This is a genomic window from Bradyrhizobium sp. HKCCYLRH3097 (assembly GCF_051167875.1).
Taxonomy (GTDB): domain Bacteria; phylum Pseudomonadota; class Alphaproteobacteria; order Rhizobiales; family Xanthobacteraceae; genus Bradyrhizobium.
Genome location: NZ_JBNPTX010000016.1, coordinates 17,503 through 40,189, shown reverse-complemented (window position 1 = coordinate 40,189; position 22,687 = coordinate 17,503). Strand labels below are relative to the sequence as shown.

At 67.4% G+C, this 22,687-nt stretch carries 21 protein-coding genes; 6 read left to right on the top strand and 15 right to left on the bottom strand.

Annotation, left to right across the window (positions count from 1 at the left end; genetic code table 11):
- Positions 1–31: 31 nt before the first annotated feature.
- From hemA to bchF, 14 genes are read right to left on the bottom strand one after another with little or no spacing between them, the layout of a single operon-like run.
- Positions 32–1,243 carry a 5-aminolevulinate synthase gene (gene hemA / locus ACQR0U_RS29490; protein ID WP_316200717.1) on the bottom strand — a complete coding sequence of 404 codons (1,212 nt, stop codon included), beginning with the start codon at positions 1,241–1,243 and terminating at the stop codon, positions 32–34.
- Entirely contained in the window at positions 1,240–2,283 is a 1,044-nt protein-coding gene (gene puhE, locus ACQR0U_RS29485) for a putative photosynthetic complex assembly protein PuhE (RefSeq protein ID WP_316200718.1), read from the bottom strand. The genes hemA and puhE overlap by 4 nt, the downstream gene beginning before the upstream one ends.
- Positions 2,284–2,296: 13 nt before the next feature.
- Complete coding sequence (gene acsF / locus ACQR0U_RS29480) at positions 2,297–3,358, bottom strand: magnesium-protoporphyrin IX monomethyl ester (oxidative) cyclase (protein WP_316200719.1); 1,062 nt, start codon at positions 3,356–3,358, stop codon at positions 2,297–2,299.
- Positions 3,355–3,660: a hypothetical protein gene (locus tag ACQR0U_RS29475; RefSeq protein WP_315714327.1), complete on the bottom strand. Its 306-nt coding sequence runs from the start codon at positions 3,658–3,660 to the stop codon at positions 3,355–3,357. The genes acsF and ACQR0U_RS29475 overlap by 4 nt, the downstream gene beginning before the upstream one ends.
- On the bottom strand, positions 3,657–4,124 hold the full coding sequence (gene puhC, locus ACQR0U_RS29470; protein WP_316169206.1) for a photosynthetic complex assembly protein PuhC: 468 nt from the start codon (positions 4,122–4,124) through the stop codon (positions 3,657–3,659). The genes ACQR0U_RS29475 and puhC overlap by 4 nt, the downstream gene beginning before the upstream one ends.
- Positions 4,125–4,140: 16 nt before the next feature.
- Positions 4,141–4,791: a photosynthetic complex putative assembly protein PuhB gene (puhB, locus tag ACQR0U_RS29465; protein ID WP_316169207.1), complete on the bottom strand. Its 651-nt coding sequence runs from the start codon at positions 4,789–4,791 to the stop codon at positions 4,141–4,143.
- Positions 4,788–5,570: a photosynthetic reaction center subunit H gene (gene puhA / locus ACQR0U_RS29460; RefSeq protein ID WP_316169208.1), complete on the bottom strand. Its 783-nt coding sequence runs from the start codon at positions 5,568–5,570 to the stop codon at positions 4,788–4,790. The genes puhB and puhA overlap by 4 nt, the downstream gene beginning before the upstream one ends.
- Positions 5,571–5,589: 19 nt before the next feature.
- The gene (locus ACQR0U_RS29455) at positions 5,590–7,020 is read right to left on the bottom strand and encodes a BCD family MFS transporter (protein ID WP_316169209.1); all 1,431 of its coding nucleotides are present in this window, start codon (positions 7,018–7,020) and stop codon (positions 5,590–5,592) included.
- Entirely contained in the window at positions 7,017–7,718 is a 702-nt protein-coding gene (gene bchM, locus ACQR0U_RS29450) for a magnesium protoporphyrin IX methyltransferase (RefSeq protein ID WP_316169210.1), read from the bottom strand. The genes ACQR0U_RS29455 and bchM overlap by 4 nt, the downstream gene beginning before the upstream one ends.
- A 13-nt stretch (positions 7,719–7,731) precedes the next feature.
- Positions 7,732–8,637: a ferredoxin:protochlorophyllide reductase (ATP-dependent) iron-sulfur ATP-binding protein gene (bchL, locus tag ACQR0U_RS29445; RefSeq protein WP_315714321.1), complete on the bottom strand. Its 906-nt coding sequence runs from the start codon at positions 8,635–8,637 to the stop codon at positions 7,732–7,734.
- Complete coding sequence (locus tag ACQR0U_RS29440; RefSeq protein ID WP_434842803.1) at positions 8,634–12,224, bottom strand: magnesium chelatase subunit H; 3,591 nt, start codon at positions 12,222–12,224, stop codon at positions 8,634–8,636. The genes bchL and ACQR0U_RS29440 overlap by 4 nt, the downstream gene beginning before the upstream one ends.
- Entirely contained in the window at positions 12,199–13,755 is a 1,557-nt protein-coding gene (gene bchB / locus ACQR0U_RS29435; RefSeq protein ID WP_316194293.1) for a ferredoxin:protochlorophyllide reductase (ATP-dependent) subunit B, read from the bottom strand. Before bchB ends, ACQR0U_RS29440 begins: the two co-directional genes overlap by 26 nt.
- A gap of 1 nt (position 13,756) precedes the next feature.
- Positions 13,757–15,037 carry a ferredoxin:protochlorophyllide reductase (ATP-dependent) subunit N gene (locus ACQR0U_RS29430; protein ID WP_434842921.1) on the bottom strand — a complete coding sequence of 427 codons (1,281 nt, stop codon included), beginning with the start codon at positions 15,035–15,037 and terminating at the stop codon, positions 13,757–13,759.
- Between the two features lie 2 nt (positions 15,038–15,039).
- Positions 15,040–15,639 carry a 2-vinyl bacteriochlorophyllide hydratase gene (gene bchF, locus ACQR0U_RS29425; RefSeq protein ID WP_434842802.1) on the bottom strand — a complete coding sequence of 200 codons (600 nt, stop codon included), beginning with the start codon at positions 15,637–15,639 and terminating at the stop codon, positions 15,040–15,042.
- A gap of 229 nt (positions 15,640–15,868) precedes the next feature.
- Between bchF and ACQR0U_RS29420 the strand changes: the two genes are divergently transcribed.
- Genes ACQR0U_RS29420 through ACQR0U_RS29395 form a run of 6 tightly spaced genes read left to right on the top strand, consistent with a single transcriptional unit; the run spans position 15,869 to position 22,009 of the window.
- Entirely contained in the window at positions 15,869–16,765 is an 897-nt protein-coding gene (locus ACQR0U_RS29420; RefSeq protein ID WP_315750179.1) for a cobalamin B12-binding domain-containing protein, read from the top strand.
- Positions 16,766–16,786: 21 nt separating this feature from the next.
- Positions 16,787–18,271 (top strand): transcriptional regulator PpsR, encoded by a 1,485-nt coding sequence (ppsR, locus tag ACQR0U_RS29415; protein WP_315714317.1) that lies wholly within the window; start codon positions 16,787–16,789, stop codon positions 18,269–18,271.
- A gap of 14 nt (positions 18,272–18,285) precedes the next feature.
- Positions 18,286–19,188, top strand: a complete 903-nt coding sequence (chlG, locus tag ACQR0U_RS29410) for a chlorophyll synthase ChlG (RefSeq protein WP_316201214.1) — start codon at positions 18,286–18,288, stop codon at positions 19,186–19,188.
- Positions 19,185–20,519, top strand: coding sequence for a BCD family MFS transporter (locus ACQR0U_RS29405; protein WP_434841332.1), 1,335 nt, complete (start codon positions 19,185–19,187; stop codon positions 20,517–20,519). The genes chlG and ACQR0U_RS29405 overlap by 4 nt, the downstream gene beginning before the upstream one ends.
- 3 nt (positions 20,520–20,522) lie before the next feature.
- Entirely contained in the window at positions 20,523–21,734 is a 1,212-nt protein-coding gene (locus ACQR0U_RS29400; RefSeq protein ID WP_434842801.1) for a geranylgeranyl diphosphate reductase, read from the top strand.
- A gap of 11 nt (positions 21,735–21,745) precedes the next feature.
- Positions 21,746–22,009 carry a hypothetical protein gene (locus ACQR0U_RS29395; protein ID WP_315714313.1) on the top strand — a complete coding sequence of 88 codons (264 nt, stop codon included), beginning with the start codon at positions 21,746–21,748 and terminating at the stop codon, positions 22,007–22,009.
- Positions 22,010–22,027: 18 nt separating this feature from the next.
- Here the strand turns inward: ACQR0U_RS29395 and ACQR0U_RS29390 are convergent, their stop codons facing one another.
- Positions 22,028–22,462, bottom strand: coding sequence for a c-type cytochrome (locus ACQR0U_RS29390; protein WP_315714312.1), 435 nt, complete (start codon positions 22,460–22,462; stop codon positions 22,028–22,030).
- Positions 22,463–22,687: the final 225 nt, after the last annotated feature.

Sequence of the window (22,687 nt, the reverse complement as noted above, 5' to 3'; positions counted from 1 at the left end):
ATCTGACTCAAACGCCGCGCGAAGCGTCACCTCATGCCGCTTGCGCGAGACCCATCTCGGCCCAGATCTCCGAGAGTGCCGCAACGAGATGCTCGATATCCGCATCGGAATGATAGGGCGACGGCGTGATGCGCAGCCGTTCGGTGCCGCGCGGCACCGTCGGATAGTTGATCGGCTGCACATAGATGCCGTAGCGGTCGAGCAGGATGTCGCTGATCCGCTTGCACAGCACAGGATCCCGCACCATCACCGGCACGATGTGACTGGGATTGTCGAGATGGCTGACGCCGGCCTCGTCGAGCCGGCGGCGCAGCCGAGCGACGCGGTCCTGGTGCCGGGCGCGCTCGGCATTGCTGGCCTTCAGATGCCGGATGCTGGTCAGCGCCCCCGCCGCCACCGCCGGCGGCAGCGAGCTGGAGAAGATGAAGCCGGAGGCAAAGCTGCGAACGAAGTCGCAGACCGTGTTGGAGGCCGTGATATAGCCGCCGATCACGCCGAACGCCTTGGCCAGGGTACCCTCGATCACGGTCAGGCGATCGGCCACGCCGTCGCGCTCCGAGATGCCGCCGCCGCGCGGACCGTACAGGCCGACGGCGTGGACCTCGTCGAGATAGGTCATGGCGTTGAACTCGTCGGCGACGTCGCAGACGTCCGAGATCGGCGAGATGTCGCCGTCCATCGAATAGACGCTCTCGAACGCGATCAGCTTCGGCGCCTTGGGATCGAGACCCGACAGCTTGTCGCGGAGATCGGCGACGTCGTTGTGGCGCCAGATCCGGGTGTCGCAGCGGCTGTGGCGGATGCCCTCGATCATCGAGGCGTGGTTGAGCTCGTCGGACAGGATCACGCAGCCGGGCATGCGCGCAGCCAAGGTCGACAGCGACGTCCAGTTCGAGACATAGCCGGAGTTGAACAAGAGCGCAGCCTGCTTGCCGTGGAGATCGGCGAGCTCCTCCTCCAGCAGGACATGATAGTGGTTGGTGCCGCTGATGTTGCGGGTGCCGCCGGCGCCGGCACCGCAGCGGTCGAGCGCCTCGTGCATCACCTCCAGAACCTTGGGGTGCTGGCCCATGCCGAGATAGTCGTTGGAACACCACACCGCGACATCGCGCTCGCCATGGGGGCCACGATAGGTCGCACGCGGGAAGGCGCCGGCCTTGCGCTCGAGGTCGGCGAACACGCGATAGCGTCCTTCGCGCCTGAGACCGTCGAGCTGGCGGCGGAAATAGTCTTCGTAGTTCATGGTACTCCCCCCTGTGCTGTCGTGTTCGGATCGACCGGCGGCGTGACCGGCACCGCGGCCAGTCCGGTGATGGTTTGCGCCTGCGCGTCAGCGCGGGCCTGGCGATAGGCTTGGCGGAATTGCTCTTCGAGCCGCTGCCGTGCTGCGGCTGCTGCATTCTTCTGAACAGAGACGGGACGCTCGGCCTGCGGCGCAGGAGAGACTACCGCGAGCACCGGCCGGACCAAAGGCGTCGCGGGCACTGGTGCGGGAGCGGCAGCCACGACCGCCATCGCTGGCACGGCAGGCTCGACTGGCGCGCTCCAGCGCCACAGATTGATCACCGGCATCGGCAGCGCCATGAAGCCATGCTCGAGCAGGCCGAGCGCGATCAACGATGCAAGCAGTGACAGCGCGACGCCGTCGAACGATGACGTTGCGCCGATCGCGGCAGCGGCGACCATCACGGTCGCGGTGGTCGCCGCGGCAATCGAGAACGGGAACAACGGGTTGGTGGACTTCTTTGCAAAATAGCTGCGCATGAAGCGGACCTGCTGCGGCAGCAGCTCGTCGTTCAGGGTGCGCACGCCAAGGAACAAATTGATCTTGGCGCTTTGCCGCAGCACCAGCAGCGCGGCGAAGGTCCACCAGCTCAGCCGGTTCGGCGCGCCCGATGTCACCGCGAAGACGAGGCCCGCGGTCGCGATCAGCGCCAACTCGTGATAGGCGATCGCCTGCAGCGCGAAACCGACGCGCGAGGCCGGTGTGCAGTCCCGCGGGCACGACTCGGGCCGCGGGCCGGTGATCCAGCCGGCGAGCAGCGACATCTCGACCGTGCCCCACAGGAGAACGGCGCAGGTGAAGGCGCAATAGGCGTTGGCATCCTCCGCCGCCTGGCTCGACACCGCGACGCCCGACAGGGCCGCGACGAAGGCTGCGGCCGTGCCCCATTTGAACGCGGCCGGATGGCGGGCGGCGAGCCCGACCAGCGCCAGCACGGCGCCGGTCGAGAACCACCAGACGAACACGACGTAGGGAATGGCAATCGCGGTCGCGCCCATGGCCGGCTCCTTGTCACCAGGCGGGTTGCAGCCTGATCTCCCGTGGCAGCTCGTTGCTCTTGGCCGGCAGCATGTACAGCCGGCCGAAGGTCAGCGCCGCCTTGAGCGGCAGCACGGCGCGCTTCAGCGTGCCCATGATGCCCCCCTGTGCCTTGGCATCGGCAATCGCCTCCGACACCTGGCGCAGCTGCTTCAAGCCGGCCCAGAAGCGCGGATTGTCGATGTCCAGCATAACCGGGAAGACCTGGCGCGAGATCTCCGAGGTGATCCGGAACACGCGCATGTCGTACTCGTCCACCGGCATGCCGAGCGCCTCGTAGAAGGCGGGGCGCATGTGGTCGCGGACATGCATCGTGGCGAACACCGCGAGCAGGAAGAACTTGATCCACAGCTTGTTGAGGCCGCTGAGCAGCTTCGGATCGGCGCGCATCAGAAGCGCGAACGCCTCGCCGTGGCGGAACTCATCGTTGCACCACCTCTCGAACCACTTGAAGATCGGGTGGAACTGGCGCTCGGGATTCCGCTCCATCTGGCGATAGATGGTGATGTAGCGGGCATAGCCGATCTTCTCGGAGAGATAGGTAGCGTAGAAGATGAACTTCGGCTTGAAGTAGGTGTACTTCTTCGTCTTGGTGAGGAAGCTGAGGTCGACGCCGATGCCGTGATCCTTGAGGATCTCGTTGATGAAGCCGGCATGGCGCGCCTCGTCGCGGCTCATGAACTGGAACAACTCGCGGATGTCCGGATTGGTGATCCGCTTCTTGATCTCGGCATAGAGCACGCAGCCGGAGAACTCGGCGGTCAAGGACGACACCAGGAAGTCCTTGAACTCCACGCGAAGCGCCTCGGGCAGCTCGTTCAGATCCTTCTCGAATTCCGGCGTGCGCACGAAGTGCTTGCGGTTGTGGTCGGCGCGCAGCTCGGCCATGACCGCATCCCATTCGCGGCGCACCAGGTCGACGTTGAGCCGGTCCATCGCCGCAAAGTCGGTGGTGTAGAAGCGCGGCGTGAGGATCGTGTCCTCCAGTGCCATCTTGGTGGAGATGTTGCCGCTTCCGCCTTCCATCGCGATCATCTGACCCTCCCGTCCGAAAAGCTGACGTCGTACAATTCCGTGAGCTCGAGATAGCCCGCGACATGCATCATCAGGCGCTTCAAGGGACCTGCCCGCACCACCGTGGCGGTGCGGCGCAGGTTGAGCTGCTCGCCGAACTTCACCACGATCGGCGCGCCCTGGATCAGCACTTCGTCGCCCGGACGAATGTTGACGTCGCGGTCGAGCGTGACATGGGCATGCAAGGTCTCGGAGGTCTGCTCGATCTCGATGCTGCAGCCGATGTCGAAGCGGCGCGGCCCGGCGGCCCATAATCCTCTCATCGCGGCTCTCCCATCGCCATCAATCCCGTGAACCGGCGCATGTTGTCGGCGCCGAACGGCGCGAGATCGATCCGCCGGCCGGTGGCGGGATCGTCCAGTGTCAGATGGCCGTCGGACCAGCGGTTGATCGTGAACGCCGGGCCCGATCCGATCGCGTGACGCTGGCGGTCGAAGGCCATGCTGCGCAGCACGGTGCGCAGGAAGCCATCGCCGCCGGCCTCGACAACGGTCACGAGCTTGCCGCTGTCGGGCGACACCACCGCAATGCCGCCATCGGCACGGTCCTCGAACCGCAGCGCCGTCGACTGCACCGCCGTGACGTGGTCGTTGCGCACCGTGCCGATACCCGTGACCCGGCCGACGCCGGCCGCGAGCAGGGCAAAGGCGACCAGGGCGAAGGCCGCGCGGAGCGCGCCCCTCGGAATGATGATCTCGGCTTCGGCATGGCTATCGGCGTTGCTCATCGCGCCCTCCTCCCGATCACGCCGCGCTGGCGACCGCCGCCGGCGGTGCGCCTTGCGACTGACCATTGGCTGCCGGCAGCGGCTGCGCGGCGACGGCGCCATCCGAAGCCGCAACCAGCGCCTTGGCGAGAATCTCGGCGACGTTGCGGGCGTCCGAAACGCCGCGCAGCATCGGCTCGACCTCGTTCAGCCGCCACGGCCGCGCATGCGGCCACAGCAGCAGATACGACAGCCGCTGCTGCGCGGTGACGCCGAGCGGCAGATCGCCGGAGCCATCGGAGAACAGCTTCGCATCCGCCCGTGCCACCTGCTTGAACGGCACGTTCAGGGTCATCGGCAACACGGCGCCGAACTGCAGCAGCACGCGACGGCTGGTAATGGTGTAGCGCGTGGTGCGGCTGTAGAGCACCGCGAGCCCGGTGAGCAGCAGCGTCGCCAGTGCCACCGGCGTCACCAGCGACGAGGCGCTGGCGACCGAGGCCGCGAGCGGCTGATGATCGAGCACGCCCGCCACGACGCGCGCGCCGAACAGCGCCGCGAAATAAGCCAGCACCAGGCGCAGGTGGAACACCCGCAGCAGCAGCGCCTTCACCGTGGGCTGTCCCTGCCAAAGCAGCCGCTCGCCCTCCGGCAGCATCAGCGTATCCATCTCCCTGCGCGTACTCACAGCAGCGGCTCCTGCCGTGCAGCAGTCGCGTAGAGATGACCGCCGCCATAGTAGCCGACGATCTTGTCTTCCTCGAGCTTGGTGACCCGGTCGGGGTTGGCAAGGCCCGGCACGCTGGCGAACTGCGAGCCGAGGATGGCATCGACCAGCACCGCCTTGCGCGACCTGTCGACGATGGCCATGGTCATCGGTAGCAGCACGTGACGTCCGACGATGCCGTCGACCTCGACCTCGAGGTATCGGATCAGCATCTCGGCGCGGTCGACCCAGACCTCCCGAACCTTGCCGCCGAGCCTGCCGTCGCAACCCAGCACTGGCATGCCGCGCGGATCCGGATCTTCGGAGGCGATGAAGATGCTGCCGTCGACGCGCAGCGGCACGATCGCAGGGATGTTGTCGATGGTCAGCTCCGGCTCGTCCTTGCGCGCGGCAAAGGAGCCCGGACCGACACCGTCGAGCATCGGATTGCCGGTCGGCAGGTAGGGCGTGCCCGGCCAGGGATACATCGGCGTCACCGGCGCATCGGCGCGGTCGTTGTCCCAGTTCGGCAGGGTCGCGTTGCGGCCGCCATGCATGTGGTAGGTCTTCGGGCTCGGCGGGGTCGGGAAGCCGTGACCGCTCGAGGCGGTCCGGCGGCCGACGCGGCCCTCGAACTGCAGCGGATAGCCTTCGCGCTTGTCCTCGGTGCGCAGGTAGAAGATCAGGGCTGCGAAGAACACCCAGAACCCGTAAAGCACCACCTGGGCGACATCGATGTAGCTCGTGAAAGACGTCTGCATGGTTTCCTCCCCGACCGGGCTAACCTGGAAATTCAGCGATTCCGAATTGTAGTTGCTGCGGCTCCGCCGCTCGCCGCCGCACCAGCGGTCCGATGACCGCAAGCGTGACGAACAGCAGCGCGATTTCGACGTGGTAGACGATGCTGTAGCCGGTCGCGGGACCGGCAAGGGCGACGCCGAGGCGGCCATCCAGCGCGAGCTGCGACATCACATCGCGAATGGCGCCGCCGCCGGCGATCGCGAGCCCCGCCGCCGTCGCCTGCACCGCGCCCCAGGCACCGAGCGCAAGCCCGCTCTCGCCGTTCTGCACCAGTGCCATCGCCGCCGTCAGCGTGCCCACGGCGAACAGCCCGCCGCCGAAACCGATCAGCGTGGTGCCGATCCGGAACAACAAGGGTGAGGCCAGCGGCGCCGAGAAGATGAGGGCGGAGAACGCGAACAGCCCGACAAGGCCGCCCAGCGCCGCGATGCGATACGGATCGGAGCCCTTGCCGAGCCGGCGCGCGGAAAGGCCGAAGCCCGCCAGCGTGCCGGCGGCGAACAGCGCGGTCAGCGCCGTGGTCTCGCCAACCGTGAGATGCAGGATCTCCGCACCATAGGGCTCGAGCAGGATGTCCTGCATCGTGAAGCCGGCGGTGCCGAGCCCGACCGCGACCAGCACGCGCATCGAGCCGCCGGCCTCGCGGAAGCGTCGCCAGGAGTCGCCGAAGCGCGGCGGCTCGCGGGCCGCCGACGTGCGCGACGGATCACGCGCCTCCTGCTTCCACAGCGCGATGACGTTGAGCACCATCTCGGTCAGCGCCGCGCCCTGGATCACCTGGATCAGCCGCATCTCGCTGAACTCGGCGAGCAGCCCACCGAAGGTCAGCGCGCTCGCCATCATGCCGAACATCAGCATCACGTAGAGAAAGGCAACGACGCGCGGACGCGAATGCTCCGGCGCGATGTCGGTCGCGAGTGACAGGCCTGCCGTCTGCGTGGTGTGCAACCCGGCGCCGACCAGCAGGAAGGCGAGCGCCGCACCGAGACGGCCGGCAATCACCTGGCCCGGCGCATCGGCCGACGACAGCAGCAGCAGCGCGAACGGCATGATCGCGAGGCCGCCGAACTGCAGCAGCGTGCCCATCCAGATGTACGGCACGCGGCGCCAGCCCAGCACCGAGCGGTGATGGTCGGACTTGAAGCCGATCAGCACACGCAGCGGCGCGAACACCAGCGGCAGCGCCACCATGGTGGCGACCAGCCAGGAGGGCACACCGAGCTCGACGATCATGACGCGGTTGAGCGTGCCGTTGAGCAGCACCACCGAGATGCCGATCGAGACCTGGAACAGCGACAGCCGCATCAGGCGCGACAGCGGCAGCTCGGTCGAGGCGGCATCCGCAAACGGCAGATAGCGCGACGACAGCCGCATCCACGCCTGCATGATCGATGGTGCGCGTGCGCTCATGACGGGCGGAGCTCCAGCGCCTGCGAGATATAGAAGCCGTTGGCGATGCGGCGGCTGCGGGCGCAGCGCCAGTCGGCGAGATCGTGATGGTCGGCGATCAGGCGATACAGCTTCTGCTCGGCGACCGGCTCGATCGACGGCGCGCGGTTGCCGCGCGGGAACACGCCACCGACGGCATGCATGACGGCGAGCATCGGCGTGCGCGGCGCATAGGTCATCAGGATCGCGTCGGAGGTGCGAGCGGCCAGACCGGCGACAATCCGCACGGCATCCTCGGCGCGGTAGTGGATGAACGAGTCCATCGCGACGACGAAGTTGAAGCCGCCGTGCCTGGGATCGAGCATGTCGCCGGCGACGAACTGAATGGCGTTGCGGCTGATGTCGTCGGGCAGCCGGCGCTGGGCGATCTCGATCAGGGTCGGCGAGATGTCGACGGCGACGACGTCGGCGCCGCGGCGCGCCGCTTCGATCGAGAAGCTGCCGGTGCCGCAGCCGGCATCCAGGATTCGCGCGCCGCGCAGATCGAGCGGCAGCCATGACAGCAGCGTCCGCCGCATCTCGTCACGGCCGGCCCGCACCGTGGCGCGAATGCGGCCCACCGGTGCGTCCGAAGTCAGCCGCGTCCAGGCGGCGACCGCGGTGCGGTCGAAATACGTCTCCACTTCACTGCGGCGGGCGAGATATTCCGCTGTCGTCATCGGCTGGCTCCACTCAATCAAAGCCAAGGAGATCGAAGATGTCGCGGTCCTTGAGCGGCACCGCCTGCATCGGCTCGCTGCCGGCGAGCAGCGAGGCCGCGAGGCGCAGATACTCGTTCTGGGCGCGCTCGACGTCGGGCGAGGCCTCCATCTCGAACAGCGTGCACTTCTTCAGCCGGCTCTTTCTGATGACGTCGAGATCGGGGAAGTGCGCCACCGTCCTCAATCCGGCCCGCTCGTTGAACTTGTCGATCTGGTCCGTCGCGGCGCTACGGTTGGCGATCACGCCGCCGAGCCGCACCGGATAGTTGCGCGACTTGGCCTGGATCGCGGCGACGATGCGGTTCATCGCGAAGATCGAGTCGAAATCATTGGCGGCGACGATCAACGCGCGGTCGGCATGCTGCAGGGGGGCAGCGAAGCCGCCGCAGACGACGTCGCCGAGCACATCGAAGATCACGACGTCGGTGTCTTCGAGCAGATGGTGTTCCTTGAGCAGCTTGACGGTCTGGCCGACGACGTAGCCGCCGCAGCCGGTGCCGGCCGGCGGCCCGCCCGCCTCGACGCACATCACGCCGTTATAACCCTGGTAGACGAAGTCCTCCGGGCGCAGCTCCTCGGCGTGGAAATTGACCTGCTCGAGAATGTCGATGACCGTCGGTACCAGCCGCTTGGTCAAAGTGAAGGTGGAGTCGTGCTTGGGATCGCAGCCGATCTGCAGCACGCGCTTGCCGAGCTTGGACAGCGCGACCGAGAGGTTCGACGACGTCGTGCTCTTGCCGATGCCGCCCTTGCCATACACCGAGAACACCTTCGCGGTGTCGATGACGACGTTCGGATCGAGCTGCACCTGCACGCTGCCGGCCCCGTCAGGGCGTCGCGGCGCGGTCGTCAGCGGCGGTCGTAATGTCACGTTCATGCGGCAACTCCCACGCCTTCGAGGCGATCTTCGAGCTCTTCCCCCGCCTTGCGCAGCACGTCGAGCATGTCAGGGTCCGGGGTCCAGTAATTGCGCTCATGCGCCTCGATCAGACGGTTGGCGATCTTCGCCGACGCGGCCGGATTGAGCGAGGCAAGCCGCTCGCGCATCGCGGGGTCGAGCACGAAGGTCGTCGTGATCTGCTGATAGACCCAGGGCGCGACCTGGCCCGTGGTGGCCGACCAGCCGACGGTGTTGGTCACATGCGACTCGATCTGGCGCACGCCCTCATAGCCGTGGGCGAGCAGCGCCTCGTACCATTTCGGATTGAGCGTGCGGGTACGGGTCTCCAGCGCCACCTGCTCCGACAGCGTGCGCACCGTGCCTTCGCCGCGGGTCTGATCGCCGATATAGACCGGCGCCGCCTCGCCCTTGGCGCGCTTCACCGCGCGGCTGATGCCGCCGAGCGTATCGAAATAATGATCGATGGTAGTGACGCCGAGCTCGACCGAGTCGACGTTCTGATAGGCCGCATCGACGCCGGCCAGCACATGGCCGAGCAACGCGTCGCGCCGGACAGGGCGTCCGTCGGTGCCGTAGGCAAAGCCCTTGCGCCGTGTGTAGACGTCGGCGAGTTCGTCCTCATCGGTCCAGGCGCCGCAATCGATCAGATGATTGACGTTGGCGCCATAGGCACCCTCGGCATTGCCGAACACACGCAGCGACGCATCCGCCAGCTCGCCGCCATGCGCGGCCTGGAACGCGACCGCGTGCTTGCGCACGTAATTCATGTCGGCCGGCTCGTCGGCGGACGCCGCAAGCAGCGCTGCTTCGGCGAGCAACTTGGTCTGCAACGGCATCAGGTCGCGGAAGATGCCCGAGAGAGTGATGACGACATCGATGCGCGGGCGGCCCAACTGCTCCAGCGGGATCAGCTTCGCGCCGCAGAGGCGGCCATAGCTGTCATGGCGTGGCTCGGCGCCCATCAGCCACAGCGCCTGCGCGATCGGCCCGCCCTCGGTCTTGAGATTGTCGGTGCCCCACAGCACCAGCGCGATTGTCTCGGGCAGCTTGTGGCCTTCACCTGCATGGCGGGCGAGCAGCCGCGCGACCTGGCGCTCGGCATCCTTGAGCGCGAAGGCGCTGGGAATGCGGAAGGGATCGAAGCCATGGAGATTGCGGCCGGTGGGCAGCACGTCGGTGTTGCGCAGCAGATCGCCGCCGGGCACGGGGCGGATGTAGCCGCCGTCGAGCGCGTGCAGGATCGCGGGCGTCTCGCCGTCGGTGGCGAGCATCCTGTCGAGCTCGGCACGCTTGGCCGGATCGGCGATGCCGGCGAGGTCGAGCAGCTCGGTCCGCTGCCCCTCGGGCGGCGGCGCGCCGACGACATGCAGGCCATGCGGGATCAGCGAGTATTCCAGCTCCAGCACGCTCGCGGACAGCGCGCCGATGCTGGCATCGCGCTCGTCACCCCACAGCGGCTCGGCCGCGGCAAGATCGACCGCCGCCGCCTGCGCCTGGATCAGCGCCGCGCTGTCGCCCCTCACCTGCTCGGTCGCGTCCGGCGACAGATTGCGCCAGGCGTCGAGCGAGGATTTCAGATCGGCGAGCCCCTTGTAGAGGCCGGCGCGCGTGATCGAGGGCGTGAGATAACTGATCAGGGTGGCACCGCCGCGCCGCTTGGCGAGCGCGCCCTCGGACGGGTTGTTGGACGCGTAGATGTAGAAGTTCGGCAGGTCGCCGATCAGGCGCTCCGGCCAGCATTCCGCGGACAACCCGGCCTGCTTGCCCGGCATGAATTCGAGCGCACCATGGGTACCGAAATGCAGCACGGCGTGGGCACGGAAATCCTCGCGCAGCCAGCGATAGAACGCCGCAAACGCATGCGTCGGCGCAAAGCTGCGCTCGAACAGCAACCGCATCGGATCGCCTTCGTAGCCGAAGGCGGGCTGCAGGCCGACGAACAGATTGCCGAACTGCTCGCCGAGCACCAGGAGGCTGGCGCCATCGGTCTGGTGGCGGCCGGGCGCCGGCCCCCACTGCTTCTCGATCTCGGCGAGGTGCCGCTCGCGCCGGACATGCTGATCGACCGGGATGCGCGCCGCGACGTTGGCGGCGGTGCCGAAACGCTCGGCATTGCCCTTGAGCACGCGGGCGCGCAACTCATCGACCGTGGCCGGAACATCGATCGTGTAGCCGGCGGCGCGTAGCGAGGTCATCACGTTGTGCAGTGACTCGAACACCGAGAGATAGGCCGCGGTGCCGGCGCTGCCGCCGTTCGGCGGGAAGTTGAACAACACCACGCCGAGCTTCCGCTCGGCGCGCGCCGAACGGCGCAGCTCCACGAGCCTGGCGACGCGCGCGGCGAGTTGCGTCGCGCGCTCCGGCATCGAGGCCATGTCACGGCCGGCATCGGCCACCGCCGACCGCCCGCCGAACACGGTCGGGCCGACGGCGCCGTCGAGCTCGGGAATCGCGACCATCATCGTCGCTTCAACCGGCGTCAGGCCGCGCGCGTCATCGCGCCACTGCTCGACGGTCTGGAATTCGAGCGGATGCGCCGCGATCAGCGGCACGTCGAGGCCGGCCATCACCTCTTCCGCGGCGCACGCGTCATTGTAGGCGGGGCCGCCGACCAGCGAGAAACCGGTGAGCGAGATCACGGCATCGACGGTGGCGACGCCGTTCTTCTGGAAATAGCGCTCGATCGCAGGGCGCGAGTCCAGCCCGCAGGCGAACACCGGAATGACCGCAAGCCCGCGCGCCTCCAGCGCTGCGATCACGCCGTCATAATGCGCGGTGTTGGCGGCGAGCAGATAGGAGCGCATCAAGATCACGCCGACGCGGCCGGCCGGCTTCGCCAGGGCCGGCAACTGGTCGGCGCGCTCGATGATCCGCGGCGACAGCCGCGGATGATAGAGGCCGACATCCGGATAGGTCACCGGCTCGGCCGCGTTGGTCTTGCCACGCAGCGCGGCGCGCGGGCCGTCGGCGTAGCGGCCGACCAGGAAGCGCACCATGTTCGCAAAATTCTGCTCGGAGCCGGCGAGCCAATATTGCAACGTGAGGAAGTAGGCGCGCAGGTCCTGTGCGGTGCCGGGGATGTAGCGCAGCAGGCGCGGCATCCGCTGCAGCATCTTCATCTGGCCCTGGCCGCTGGAATTGCCGGAGCGGTTGCTGCCGCGCAGCCGCTTCAAGAGGCCGAGCACGCCGGTGGCGGAGCCCGACATCGTCAGCTTGCCGAGCCGGGTCAGGCGCACCACCTCGCCGGCCGAGAGGCAGCCGATCATGGCGTCGCATTGGTCGCGGCGCGCCTGCAACGCCGGCAGCACCGGCTGGATGTGATCCTCCATGAACAGCATCGTGGCGACGACGATGTCGCCGGTGGCGATATCGGCAAGGCAATGTTCGAGCGCGGTCGGATTGCAGCCCCACTCGTCGGCCGCATGCACCTTCAGATCGAGCCCGGGCAGCTCCGCCTGCAACGCCGTGCGCGCGCGCACGGCAGCCGAGGCGAGATGGCTGTCCATCGTCACGATCACCACCCGGATGGGTGTGACGTCAGCGACCGAAATGCGCTTTGGCATCGTACAAGGTCTCGAGCGTGATCAGGTTGACGTTGCGCTCGCGCGCGAATCGTTCGGTGTTGCGGCGGGCCTTGCCGCGCACGAAGAAGGGGATCTTGGTCAGTTCGCGCTCGGCGTCGGACGCCCAGGCAAGCTCGGTGGTGACGTTGGTTTCGACGACGCGCAGCTGCGGCTGCTGCGGCGGCGCGGCCGGTGCTGCGCCGAGATGCGACGGCGCGTGATCGGCGAATTCATGGTCCTCGCGGAACATGCCGAGCAGATGCTCCTCCAGGCCCATCATCAAAGGATGCACCCAGGTGTCGAACAGCACGTTGGCGCCTTCGAAGCCCATCTGCGGCGAATAGCGCGCGGGAAAATCCTGCACGTGGCACGGCGAGGAGATCACGGCGCAGGGAATGCCGAGCCGCTTGGCGATGTGACGCTCCATCTGCGTGCCAAGCACGAGCTCGGGCCGCAGCTCGCCGACGCGGGCCTCGACCTCCAGGTAATCATCCGTGATCAGCGGCTCCACGCCGTAGATCGCGGCGGCTTCGCGGATCTCGCGGGCGAACTCGCGGGCATAGGTGCCGAGGCCGACGACCTCGAAGCCGAGCTCCTGCGTCGCGACGCGCGCCGCGGCGACCGCATGGGTCGCGTCGCCGAAGATGAAGACGCGCTTGCCGGTGAGATAGGTCGAATCGACCGAGCGCGAGTACCACGGCAGCCGGCTCTCGCTGCGCGCCAGCACCGGCGCGGCATCGACGCCGGCGAGGCCTGCGACCTCCGCAATGAAGTCGCGCGTCGCGCCGACGCCGATCGGGATCGTGCGCGTGAAAGGCTGGCCGAACTGGCGATTGAGCCATTGCGCCGTCGTCAGCGCGATCTCGGGATACAGCACGATGTTGAAATCGGCGTCGGGAAGGCGGGCGAGATCGGCCGGCGTCGCGTTCCACGGCGCGACGACGTTGATCTCGATGCCGAGCTCCACAACCTGCCTGGTCACTTCCGCGAGGTCGTCGCGGTGACGGAAGCCGAGAGCCGTCGGACCAAGCAGGTTGCAGACTGGACGGGCGCCTGTCTTCCTTTCACGGCGGGGGGAGCCATCAGCGGAAGACGCAGCCAACGCCCGTACAATCCGGTAGAGCGTTTCCGAGGCGCCCCAATTCTCCTTGCGCTGATAGGCCGGCAGCTCGAGCGGGATCACCGGAATGGGAAGCTTCAAGGCCTGCGCGAGCCCGCCGGGATCATCCTGGATCAGCTCGGCCGTGCAGGACGCGCCGACCAGCATCGCCTGCGGCTGGAAGCGCTCGTAAGCGGCGCGCACCGCGCTCTGAAGCAGATCCGCAGTGTCGCCGCCGAGATCGCGCGCCTGGAACGTGGTGTAGGTGACCGGCGGGCGGCGGTCGCGGCGCTCGATCATCGTGAACAGGAGATCGGCGTAGGTGTCGCCCTGCGGCGCGTGCAGCACGTAGTGCACGTCGCGCATCGCGGTCGCGATGCGCATCGCGCCGATGTGCGGAGGTCCTTCATAGGTCCAGACCGACAGCTGCATCTCACACCGCCAGTCGGGTTTGCCGCAGCAAGGGCCGCGCGAACAGCTCGGCGAGATCGCCGGCCTGCTCAAACCCCTGAATCGGCGTGAAGATCAGCTCGATCGACCATTTGGTCGTGAGACCCTCGGCCTCCAGCGGATTGGCGAGGCCGAGCCCGCACACGACGAGATCGGGCCGCGCGGCGCGGCAACGGTCGAGCTGGCGCTCGACGTCCTGGCCTTCGCTGAGCTGGGTGCCATCAGGCAGCAGCGCCAGCTCGGAGGCGAGATGATCGCGGTGCAGATAGGGCGTGCCGACCTCGACCAGCTCCATGCCGATCTCGCGCGTCAGGAAACGCGCCAGCGGGATCTCGATCTGGGAGTCCGGAAACAGGAAGACGCGCTTGCCGGCGAGCTGCGCGCGGTAGCGCGCCAGCGCGCGCTCGGCCCGCGCCTTCAGCGGCGCGAGGGTCCGCTCGACATGGGGGCGAGAGACACCGAAGGCGTCGGCGGCGGCTGCGAGCCACAGCGCGGTGCCTTCGCCGCCGAGCGGAAATGGCGCAGCGATGCGGCGGCAACCGCGCTCCTCGAGCGCACGTGCGGTGTCGCCGAGGAAGGGCTGCGCCAGCAGCACGCGCGTCTCCGGGCCGATCGCGGGCAGCTCCGAGGAGCGGCGCGGCGGCAGGAAGGAAACCTGGTCGATGCCGAGCGCCGCAAAGGTCCGCCTGAACTGGTCCTCCACCACGTCGGCGAGCGCGCCGACCACCAGCAGCGATGGCCGCGCAGCCCGATCGGCTGCGGGGAGCACCGGCACCAGCGACGCGAGGCAGGCATCCTCGCCTTGCGTGAACGTCGTCTCGATGCCGCTGCCGGAGTAGTTGAGCACGCGCACATCAGGTGAGAAGCGCTGCGACAGCCGCAGCGCCGCGCGTGACAGGTCGAGCTTGATCACTTCCGACGGGCAGGAGCCGACCAGGAACAGCAGCTTGATCTCGGGCCGACGCGCCAGCAACTGCGCGACGATGCGGTCGAGCTCGTCATTGGCGTCGACGAGGCCGGCGAGATCGCGCTCCTCCATGATGGCGGTGGCGAAGCGCGGCTCGGCGAAGATCATGACGCCGGCGGCCGACTGGATCAGATGCGCGCAGGTGCGCGAGCCGACGACGAGGAAGAACGCGTCCTGGATCTTCCTATGCAGCCAGACGATGCCGGTGAGGCCGCAGAACACCTCCCGCTGTCCGCGCTCGCGCAGCACGCCGTCCGGCGAAGCAGGTGGTTTCACGGCACAGGCTTGCGCGGACATGCTCATGACGCGCGCTCCACGCTGGTGACGGCGGCCGGCGCCATCGCCTCGCCCTGCAGCCGCGCCGCGCGCAGCTTGAGCAGGAATTGCGCGGCGTTGATCGCGTAGGCGGCGTAGGCGGCGAGCACGAGCAGCATCTGCTGCTGGGCGCTGCCGATATGACCGATGATCGCGGCCAGATAGGCCGTATGCAGCGCGATCACCAGCATCGAGAACACGTCCTCCCAGAAGAAGGCCGGTGCGAACAGATAACGCCCGAACACGACCCGCTCCCAGATCGAGCCGGTGATCATGATGGTGTAGAGCAGCGCTGTTTTCAGAACGACCGAGGCGGTCGCGAGCCAGAGTCTCTCGCCGGTCGCGAGATAGCGCGCCACGAGTCCGAGGCTGATCAGGAAGACGAGAAATTGCAGCGGCGCCAGAATGCCCTGCACCAGGGTCCATGGCGTGGCGTCGCGCCGGCGCTTTTCCTCAGGCGTGTAAAGCGCTTGCCGCTTTGCACGCGGCGCCGGTTCAGGGGTGAAGCAGAGCTGGCTCCAGAGCGACGGATCGGTGGCGGATGTGAACTGGGCGTCACACCGTGTGTAAAGATGATTTGACAACATCGGTGCCCAGTGATGCGATGACGACAACCACAGGGGGATTTGTGGTGCACCGCACTCGGTCTGATCAGCGCTACGTTGTGCAGTTCGCAGGTGGCGCATCGCAAATCCCCGAGTGCGAGCCCGATGGGGAAACGCTAGACCTGGGCAGGAAGAGTGTCAATCAAAATTGACGTCAAATAATATTGACGCAACGAGTGACGTGCGCTCATATGGAGGGGAGGCGCTTATGACCGAGCTCAATGAGACAGCCCGATTTCCGCGAGCCCGCTTTCGGACGAAGCGTGGGCAGCCCGGCTTTCATGCGCCTGCATCGCCGCGCATCATCGCGCCGCTGCGCAACACACGTCACCCCCAACTCAACGACGCGATCGAAGCCGAGATCATTCCGCGGCTCGTGATGGCCCATGCCTCCGCGCTCGAACGCGTCCCGGCAATCATCACGGCCTCGGCGCAGGAGGCGGCCGATTTCGCCGAACTCGTGCTGGATGCGGACGATGTTGGCGCGGTGGCCTGCATCCAGGCGCATCGCGATCACGGCGAGACCCTGGAACGCATCTATCTCGATCTCCTGGTCCCCACCGCGAACCATCTGCGCCATCTGTGGGCCGACGACGAGCGCGACTTCGCCGACGTCACGCTCGCGCTGTGGCGGCTGCAGCAGCTGCTGCGGCATTTCAGCTCGGCCTTCTGCGCCGAGCTCTCGGTCGCGCCCGCGGGGCTGCGCGTGCTGCTGACCACGGCGCCGGGCGACAGGCGCGAGCTGGGCCACATGATGTTCGGTCTCGTGCTGGCCGGCGAGTTCTTCCGTCGCGACGGCTTCGAGACCTGGATCGAGCCGGACACGGCCGATCGCGGCTTCGTCGAGACGCTTCGCTCGCAGTGGTTCAACGTCGTCGAGTTCTTCGCCAACAGCGACAAGAAGCTTGACGATCTTGCCTCGAACATAAGGATGGTCCGGCGCGAGTCCTCCAACCAGGACGTCGGCGTGCTGGTCTGCGGTCCTGCTTTTATTGAACGGCCTGAACTCGTTCTCCTGGTCGGCGGCGACGGTGTCGTCTCCGATCCGAGCAGAGAGGCTTCGCAAGCCCGGCACGTCGTCAGTCTTCTGACCGAACGGCGATAGCTGAGGGTGCAGTGAAGATGAATGCTGGAACGAGACTTGCCGCGCGAAGGCTCCTTGACTGGGAGGACAACGGCGTTGGTGAGGGCGTTCAGAGCTCCGAAAGAGTCGCTTGGCGACCTCAATGCGGATGTTGCGGGCATGCTGGTGGCCGCAGCGTCCGACATTGCGCTCGCGCTCGACGCCGACGGCAACATTCAGGACCTGGCTTTTCAACAAGCCGGCCTGCCGCTTGAACTGAGAAACACAGACGCGTGGATCGGCCGATCCTGGCAAGCAACAGTGTCCGAGGAAAGCCAGACCAAGCCAGAGCTGCTGCTCGCCGAAGCCTCCCAGCGCAAGGTGTCGCGCTGGCGCGAGGTGCGTTATCCGGCCGCGCGCGGGCCGGACATCCCGATCCTGTTTGCGGTGGTGGCGATCAAGGGCGCGGCGCGCTTCATCGCGGTCGGCCGCGACGTGCGCGCCACCGCCGCGCTCCAGCAGAAGCTGATCGAGGCGCAAGTTGCCATCGAGCGCGACTACTCGCGCATGCGCAACGCCGAATCGCGCTACCGGATCCTGTTTCAGATCACGGCCGAGCCGGTGCTGATCGTCGATGCGGTGAGCCATCGCATCGTCGAGGCCAATCCGGCCGCGGCCGCCCTGCTCGACCATGGCGCCGCCAATCTGATCGGCAAGCTGTTTCCCGACGTGCTGCTGCTCGACGACATGGCGATGTCGCAATCCCTGTCGCTGGCGATCCGCTCGCAGGGCAAGATCGAACGCGCCAAGATCCGGCTCGACGGTGGCCGCGACTATCTGCTCGACGGCACCTTCTTCCGGCAGGACAACTCGTCGCTGTTCCTGCTGCGGTTCTCTCCGCAGACGTCGCAGCCTGCGCTCCCCAGGACGTCCGACGTCAACACCCAGCTCGTGCAGTTCGTCGAATCGGCGCCCGACGGCTTCGTCATCACCGACATGGACGGCCGCCTACTGCACGCCAACGCCACCTTCCTCCAGCTTGCCCAGATCGAGAACATGCACCAGATCATGGGCGAGACGATCGACCGCTGGATCGGCAAGTCGGCGATCGATTTCTCGGTTATGCTGACCAATCTGCGCCAGCATGGCAGCGTGAAGCTGTTCTCCAGCGTCGTCCGCGGCGAGCACGGCTCGCCGGTCGACGTCGAGATCTCCGCCAGCACGGTCGGGGCGCCCGGCCAGGCCCGGCTCGGCTTCACCATCCGCAACGTCGGCCCGCGCATCTCCGGCGACGGCGGCGACCACGGCTATATTCCGCGCTCCCGCGAGCAGCTCGCCGAGCTCATCGGTCGCGTGCCGCTCAAGGAGCTGGTGCGCGAGACCACCGACGTGATCGAGCGGATGTGCATCGAGACCGCGCTCAAGCTGACCGGCGACAACCGCGCCACCGCCGCCGAGATGCTCGGCCTCAGCCGACAGAGCCTCTACGTCAAGCTGCGGCGCTATGGCCTGGCCGAGCCGAGCGAAGAAGACAGCCAGTTGGAATAGGGGGAACAGTTGCAATGACCGAGATCGCGCCCGTCCCGCTCGCTCCCCGGCTTCATCCCTCGGCCGTTCTCGAGCTGTTGAAGCCGATCACCTGGTTTCCACCGATCTGGGCGTTCGGCTGCGGCGTGATCTCGTCCGGCGCGCCACTGGCGCCGCGCTGGCCGGTCGTGATCGCAGGTCTCATGCTCGCCGGGCCGATGGTTTGCGCCACCAGCCAGGCCGTCAACGACTGGTTCGACCGCCATGTCGATGCGCTCAACGAACCGGACCGCCCGATCCCGTCGGGCCGCATTCCCGGACGCTGGGGTCTCTATATTGCGCTGATCTGGACGGTGCTGTCGCTCGGCGTCGCCACCCTGCTCGGCACCTGGGGCTTTGCTGCTGCGGCGCTTGGCCTCGCGCTGGCCTGGGCCTACAGCGCGCCGCCGATCCGGCTCAAGCAGAACGGCTGGTGGGGCAACAGCGCCGTCGGCCTCTGCTATGAGGGCCTGCCCTGGATCACCGCGGCGGCGATCATGAGCGCGCAGGCGCCGTCCTGGCCCGTTCTCGCGGTCGCCCTGCTGTATAGCGCCGGTGCGCACGGCATCATGACCCTGAACGACTTCAAGTCGATCGGCGGCGACCGCGTCAGCGGAGTCAACTCGCTGCCGGTGCTGCTCGGCGCCGAGAGGGCCGCGCGCCTCGCCTGCATCACGATGGCGCTGGCGCAGGTTGCGGTGTTGGCGCTGCTCATTGTCTGGAGCCGCCCGGCCCACGCCATCATCGTGGTTGCGCTGATCGCGGCCCAGCTGGTGCTGATGCGGCGGCTGATGACGAACCCGCGCGAGCTCGCGCCCTGGTACAACGGCACGGGCGTGCTGCTCTACGTGCTGGGCATGCTGGTCACGGCCCTCGCGCTGGCGGGGTTGTCGGCATGAGCAACGCTGCGCCCGCTCCTCTGTCCTGGTTCGGCATCGTCAGGCTGGGCCTGGTGCAGACCGCGCTCGGCGCGGTCGTGGTGCTGACCACCTCGACCTTGAACCGCGTCATGGTGATCGAACTGGCGCTGCCGGCGATGATCCCCGGCCTGCTGGTCGCGATCCATTACGCGATGCAGGTGCTGCGGCCCTGGCTCGGCCACGGCTCCGATGTCGGCGGGCGTCGTTTCGCCTGGATCGTCGGCGGCATGGCGGTGCTCGCGGCTGGCGGCCTGCTGGCCGCAGCCGCCACCGCGCTGATGGCGGCCCACCTCGCCGTCGGCCTGGCGCTCGCAGTGATCGCGTTCATCATGATCGGCATCGGCGTCGGCGCCGCCGGCACGTCGCTCTTGGTGCTGCTCGCCAAGCGCACCGCGCCGGAGCGGCGCAGCGCCGCCGCCTCGATCGCCTGGATCATGATGATCACAGGCTTCATCGTCACCACGGCGGTGGCCGGCAAGGCGCTCGATCCGTTCTCCGGCGAGCGGCTGATGACGGTGTCGGGCACGGTGTCGGCCATCGCCATGGTGCTGACGCTGCTCGGCGTCTGGGGCATCGAGCAGCCCGACACCTCTGCCGAGACGACCTCCGCCATCGCGGAGCGGTCGGGCTTCATGCAGGACTTCCGCGAGATCTGCCGGGAGCCGCAGGCGCGGCGCTTCGCGATCTTCATCTTCGTCTCGATGCTCGCCTACAGCGCACAGGACCTGATCCTGGAGCCGTTCGCCGGCAGCGTGTTCGGCATGACGCCGGGCCAGACCACGCAGCTCTCATCGGTGCAACACATGGGTGCACTGATCGGCATGATCCTGATGCCGGCGATGGCGAGCCTGCATGCCGATTGGCGGATGCGGCCGCAGCCGTGGATCATCGGCGGCTGCCTCGCCTCGGCGCTGGCGCTGCTCAGCCTGGTTGCGGCCGCGACCGTCGGCCCGGCCTGGCCGCTGCGCGCGTCCGTGTTGCTGCTCGGCATCACCAACGGCGTCTACGCCATCGCCGCGATCGGCGCGATGATGAACATGGTCAGCGAGGGCCGCGACAACCGCGAGGGCACGCGCATGGGCCTGTGGGGCGCCTCGCAGGCAATCTCGTTCGGCATCGGCGGCTTCGTCGGCACCGCGGCGGCCGACGCCGCGCGCCATTTCATGCCGACGACCGCCTCGGCCTACGCGGCGGTGTTCGCGGCCGAAGCGGCACTGTTCGTCCTCTCCGCCTGGCTCGCGATCTGGATCAAGCGCCCGCGCGAGCCATCACCGACGCTGGCGGCGCAGCCGGCCAATCTGGGAGCCTGACCGATGAGCCCCTCCTCCAGCCCGGAATGCTTTGATGTCGTGGTCGTCGGCGGCGGTCCCGCCGGCGCCACCGCCGCCAATGATCTGGCCCGCCAGGGTCATCACGTGCTGCTGCTCGACAAGGCCGGCCGCATCAAGCCGTGCGGTGGCGCCATTCCGCCGCGGCTGATCGCCGAGTTCGAGATTCCCGACCATCTGCTGGTGGCCCGAATCTCGTCCGCCCGCATGGTGTCGCCGAGCAACCGGGACGTCGACATGCCGATCGACGGCGGCTTCGTCGGCATGGTCGATCGCGAGCACTACGACGAATGGCTGCGCGCGCGCGCCGCCGCAAACGGCGCGATCCGCCGCACCGGGACCTTCAGCCATATCGCGCGCGACGACGACGGCAAGTCGGTGGTGCACTATGTCAGGCGCATGGACGACGGCAGCGTGCGCGAGGACCGTGTGCGGGCCCGAGCCGTGATCGGCGCCGACGGGGCGGTCTCGGCCGTGGCGCGCCAGTGCATCCCCGAAGCCAGCGAGATGCGCTACGTGTTCGCGTATCACGAGATCATCCGCTCGCCGGACCGCAGCCATCCGGTGTTCGATGCCGCGCGGTGCGATGTCGTCTATCGCGGCCGGCTGTCGCCCGACTTCTACAGCTGGGTGTTTCCGCACGGACCGACCACCAGCATCGGCACCGGCAGCGCGCATAAGGGCTTTTCGCTGCGGGGCTCAGTCGCCGAATTCCGCAAGGCCGCCGCGCTCGACGATCTCGAAACCGTCCGCCGCGAAGGCGCGCCGATCCCGCTGAAGCCGCTGTCGCGGTGGGACAATGGCCGCGACGTCGTGCTGGCCGGCGATGCGTCCGGCGTGGTGGCCCCGGCCTCCGGTGAGGGCATCTACTACGCAATGGCCGGCGGCCGCGCGGCCGCCGTCGCCGTTGCCTTGTTCCTCAAGACCGGCGATGTAGCCGCCCTGGCCACCGCCCGCAAATCCTTCATGCGCAAGCATGGCGCCGTGTTCTTCATCCTCGGCATGATGCAGCGCTACTGGTACACGAACGACGCCCGCCGCGAGCGCTTCGTCGCGATCTGCCGTGACAAGGACGTCCAGCAGCTGACCTGGGACGCCTACATGAACAAGGAACTGGTGAAGGCGAAACCGCTGTCGCATGTGCGGATCTTCTTCAAGAACATCGCGCACCTCACCGGGCTCGCGAGGGCCGCCTAGCGGCTCGCGCAATGGGTGAGCTGTTTCGCAGCCCGCATCTGGTCGACCTGATCCTCGCGGTGGTCGCCGTGGAGTTCGCCGCCGTGGCGTGGATCTGGCAGCGGCACCGCCGCGGCATCAGCCCGCTTGGACTGCTGCCCAACCTGCTCGCCGGCGTGTTCCTGCTGCTGGCGCTGCGCTGCGCGCTGATCGGGGCGCCTTGGTTCTGGCTCGCAGGCTGTCTGGCGGCCTCGGGTCTCGCCAACGCCGCCGATCTGCGGCAGCGCTGGCGATGAGGGGGCGGCCGATACCAATCACTTCTTCTCGGAGAACGTCTTCAGATACGCGATGACGTCCTTGCGCTGCTGCTCGTTGGCGAGCTTGAACACCATCTTGGTCGATCCAGTGGCCTGATCCGCTTTGCCCTTGTCGGTGAGGAACTTCTTCAGGAAGGCGTTGGGATCTGGGAGGTATGCGAAGATGTTGTCCTCGGTCCAGACCAGCCCGGCCTCGCCGGCATGCTTGTTCAGCTCAGAATAGGCGAAGCCCGGATAGGTCCCGGTAGGCCGGCCGACCACGCCGGTAAGCACGGGACCGACCGCGTTCTTCGCCTCCGGTCCGATCCGATGGCAGGTCATGCACTGCTTGAAGACCTGTTCGCCCTTCGCAGCGTCGCCGCCGTCCAGCGCCAATGCGGCGCCTCCCGACGTTGCAACCACGACTGCCGCAACCAAACCCGCCTTGAGCATGTGCATCCTCCCAATTTGTCGTTCCGTTAGCCCATGTGACCTCATCGTTACATTTATCAGTGTCATGATATCTTGTCATTCTCACCCGAGTGATTAAGTCGCAGCTCGAACATGCAATAAGCGCAGGGATACCAACGAAAGCTGGATGCTCTGAAATAAGCCTTGACAGCGAGCGCCCTGCATGGGCTAACGACATTCTCAAGACTCTCAATACGTTAGCGGGAT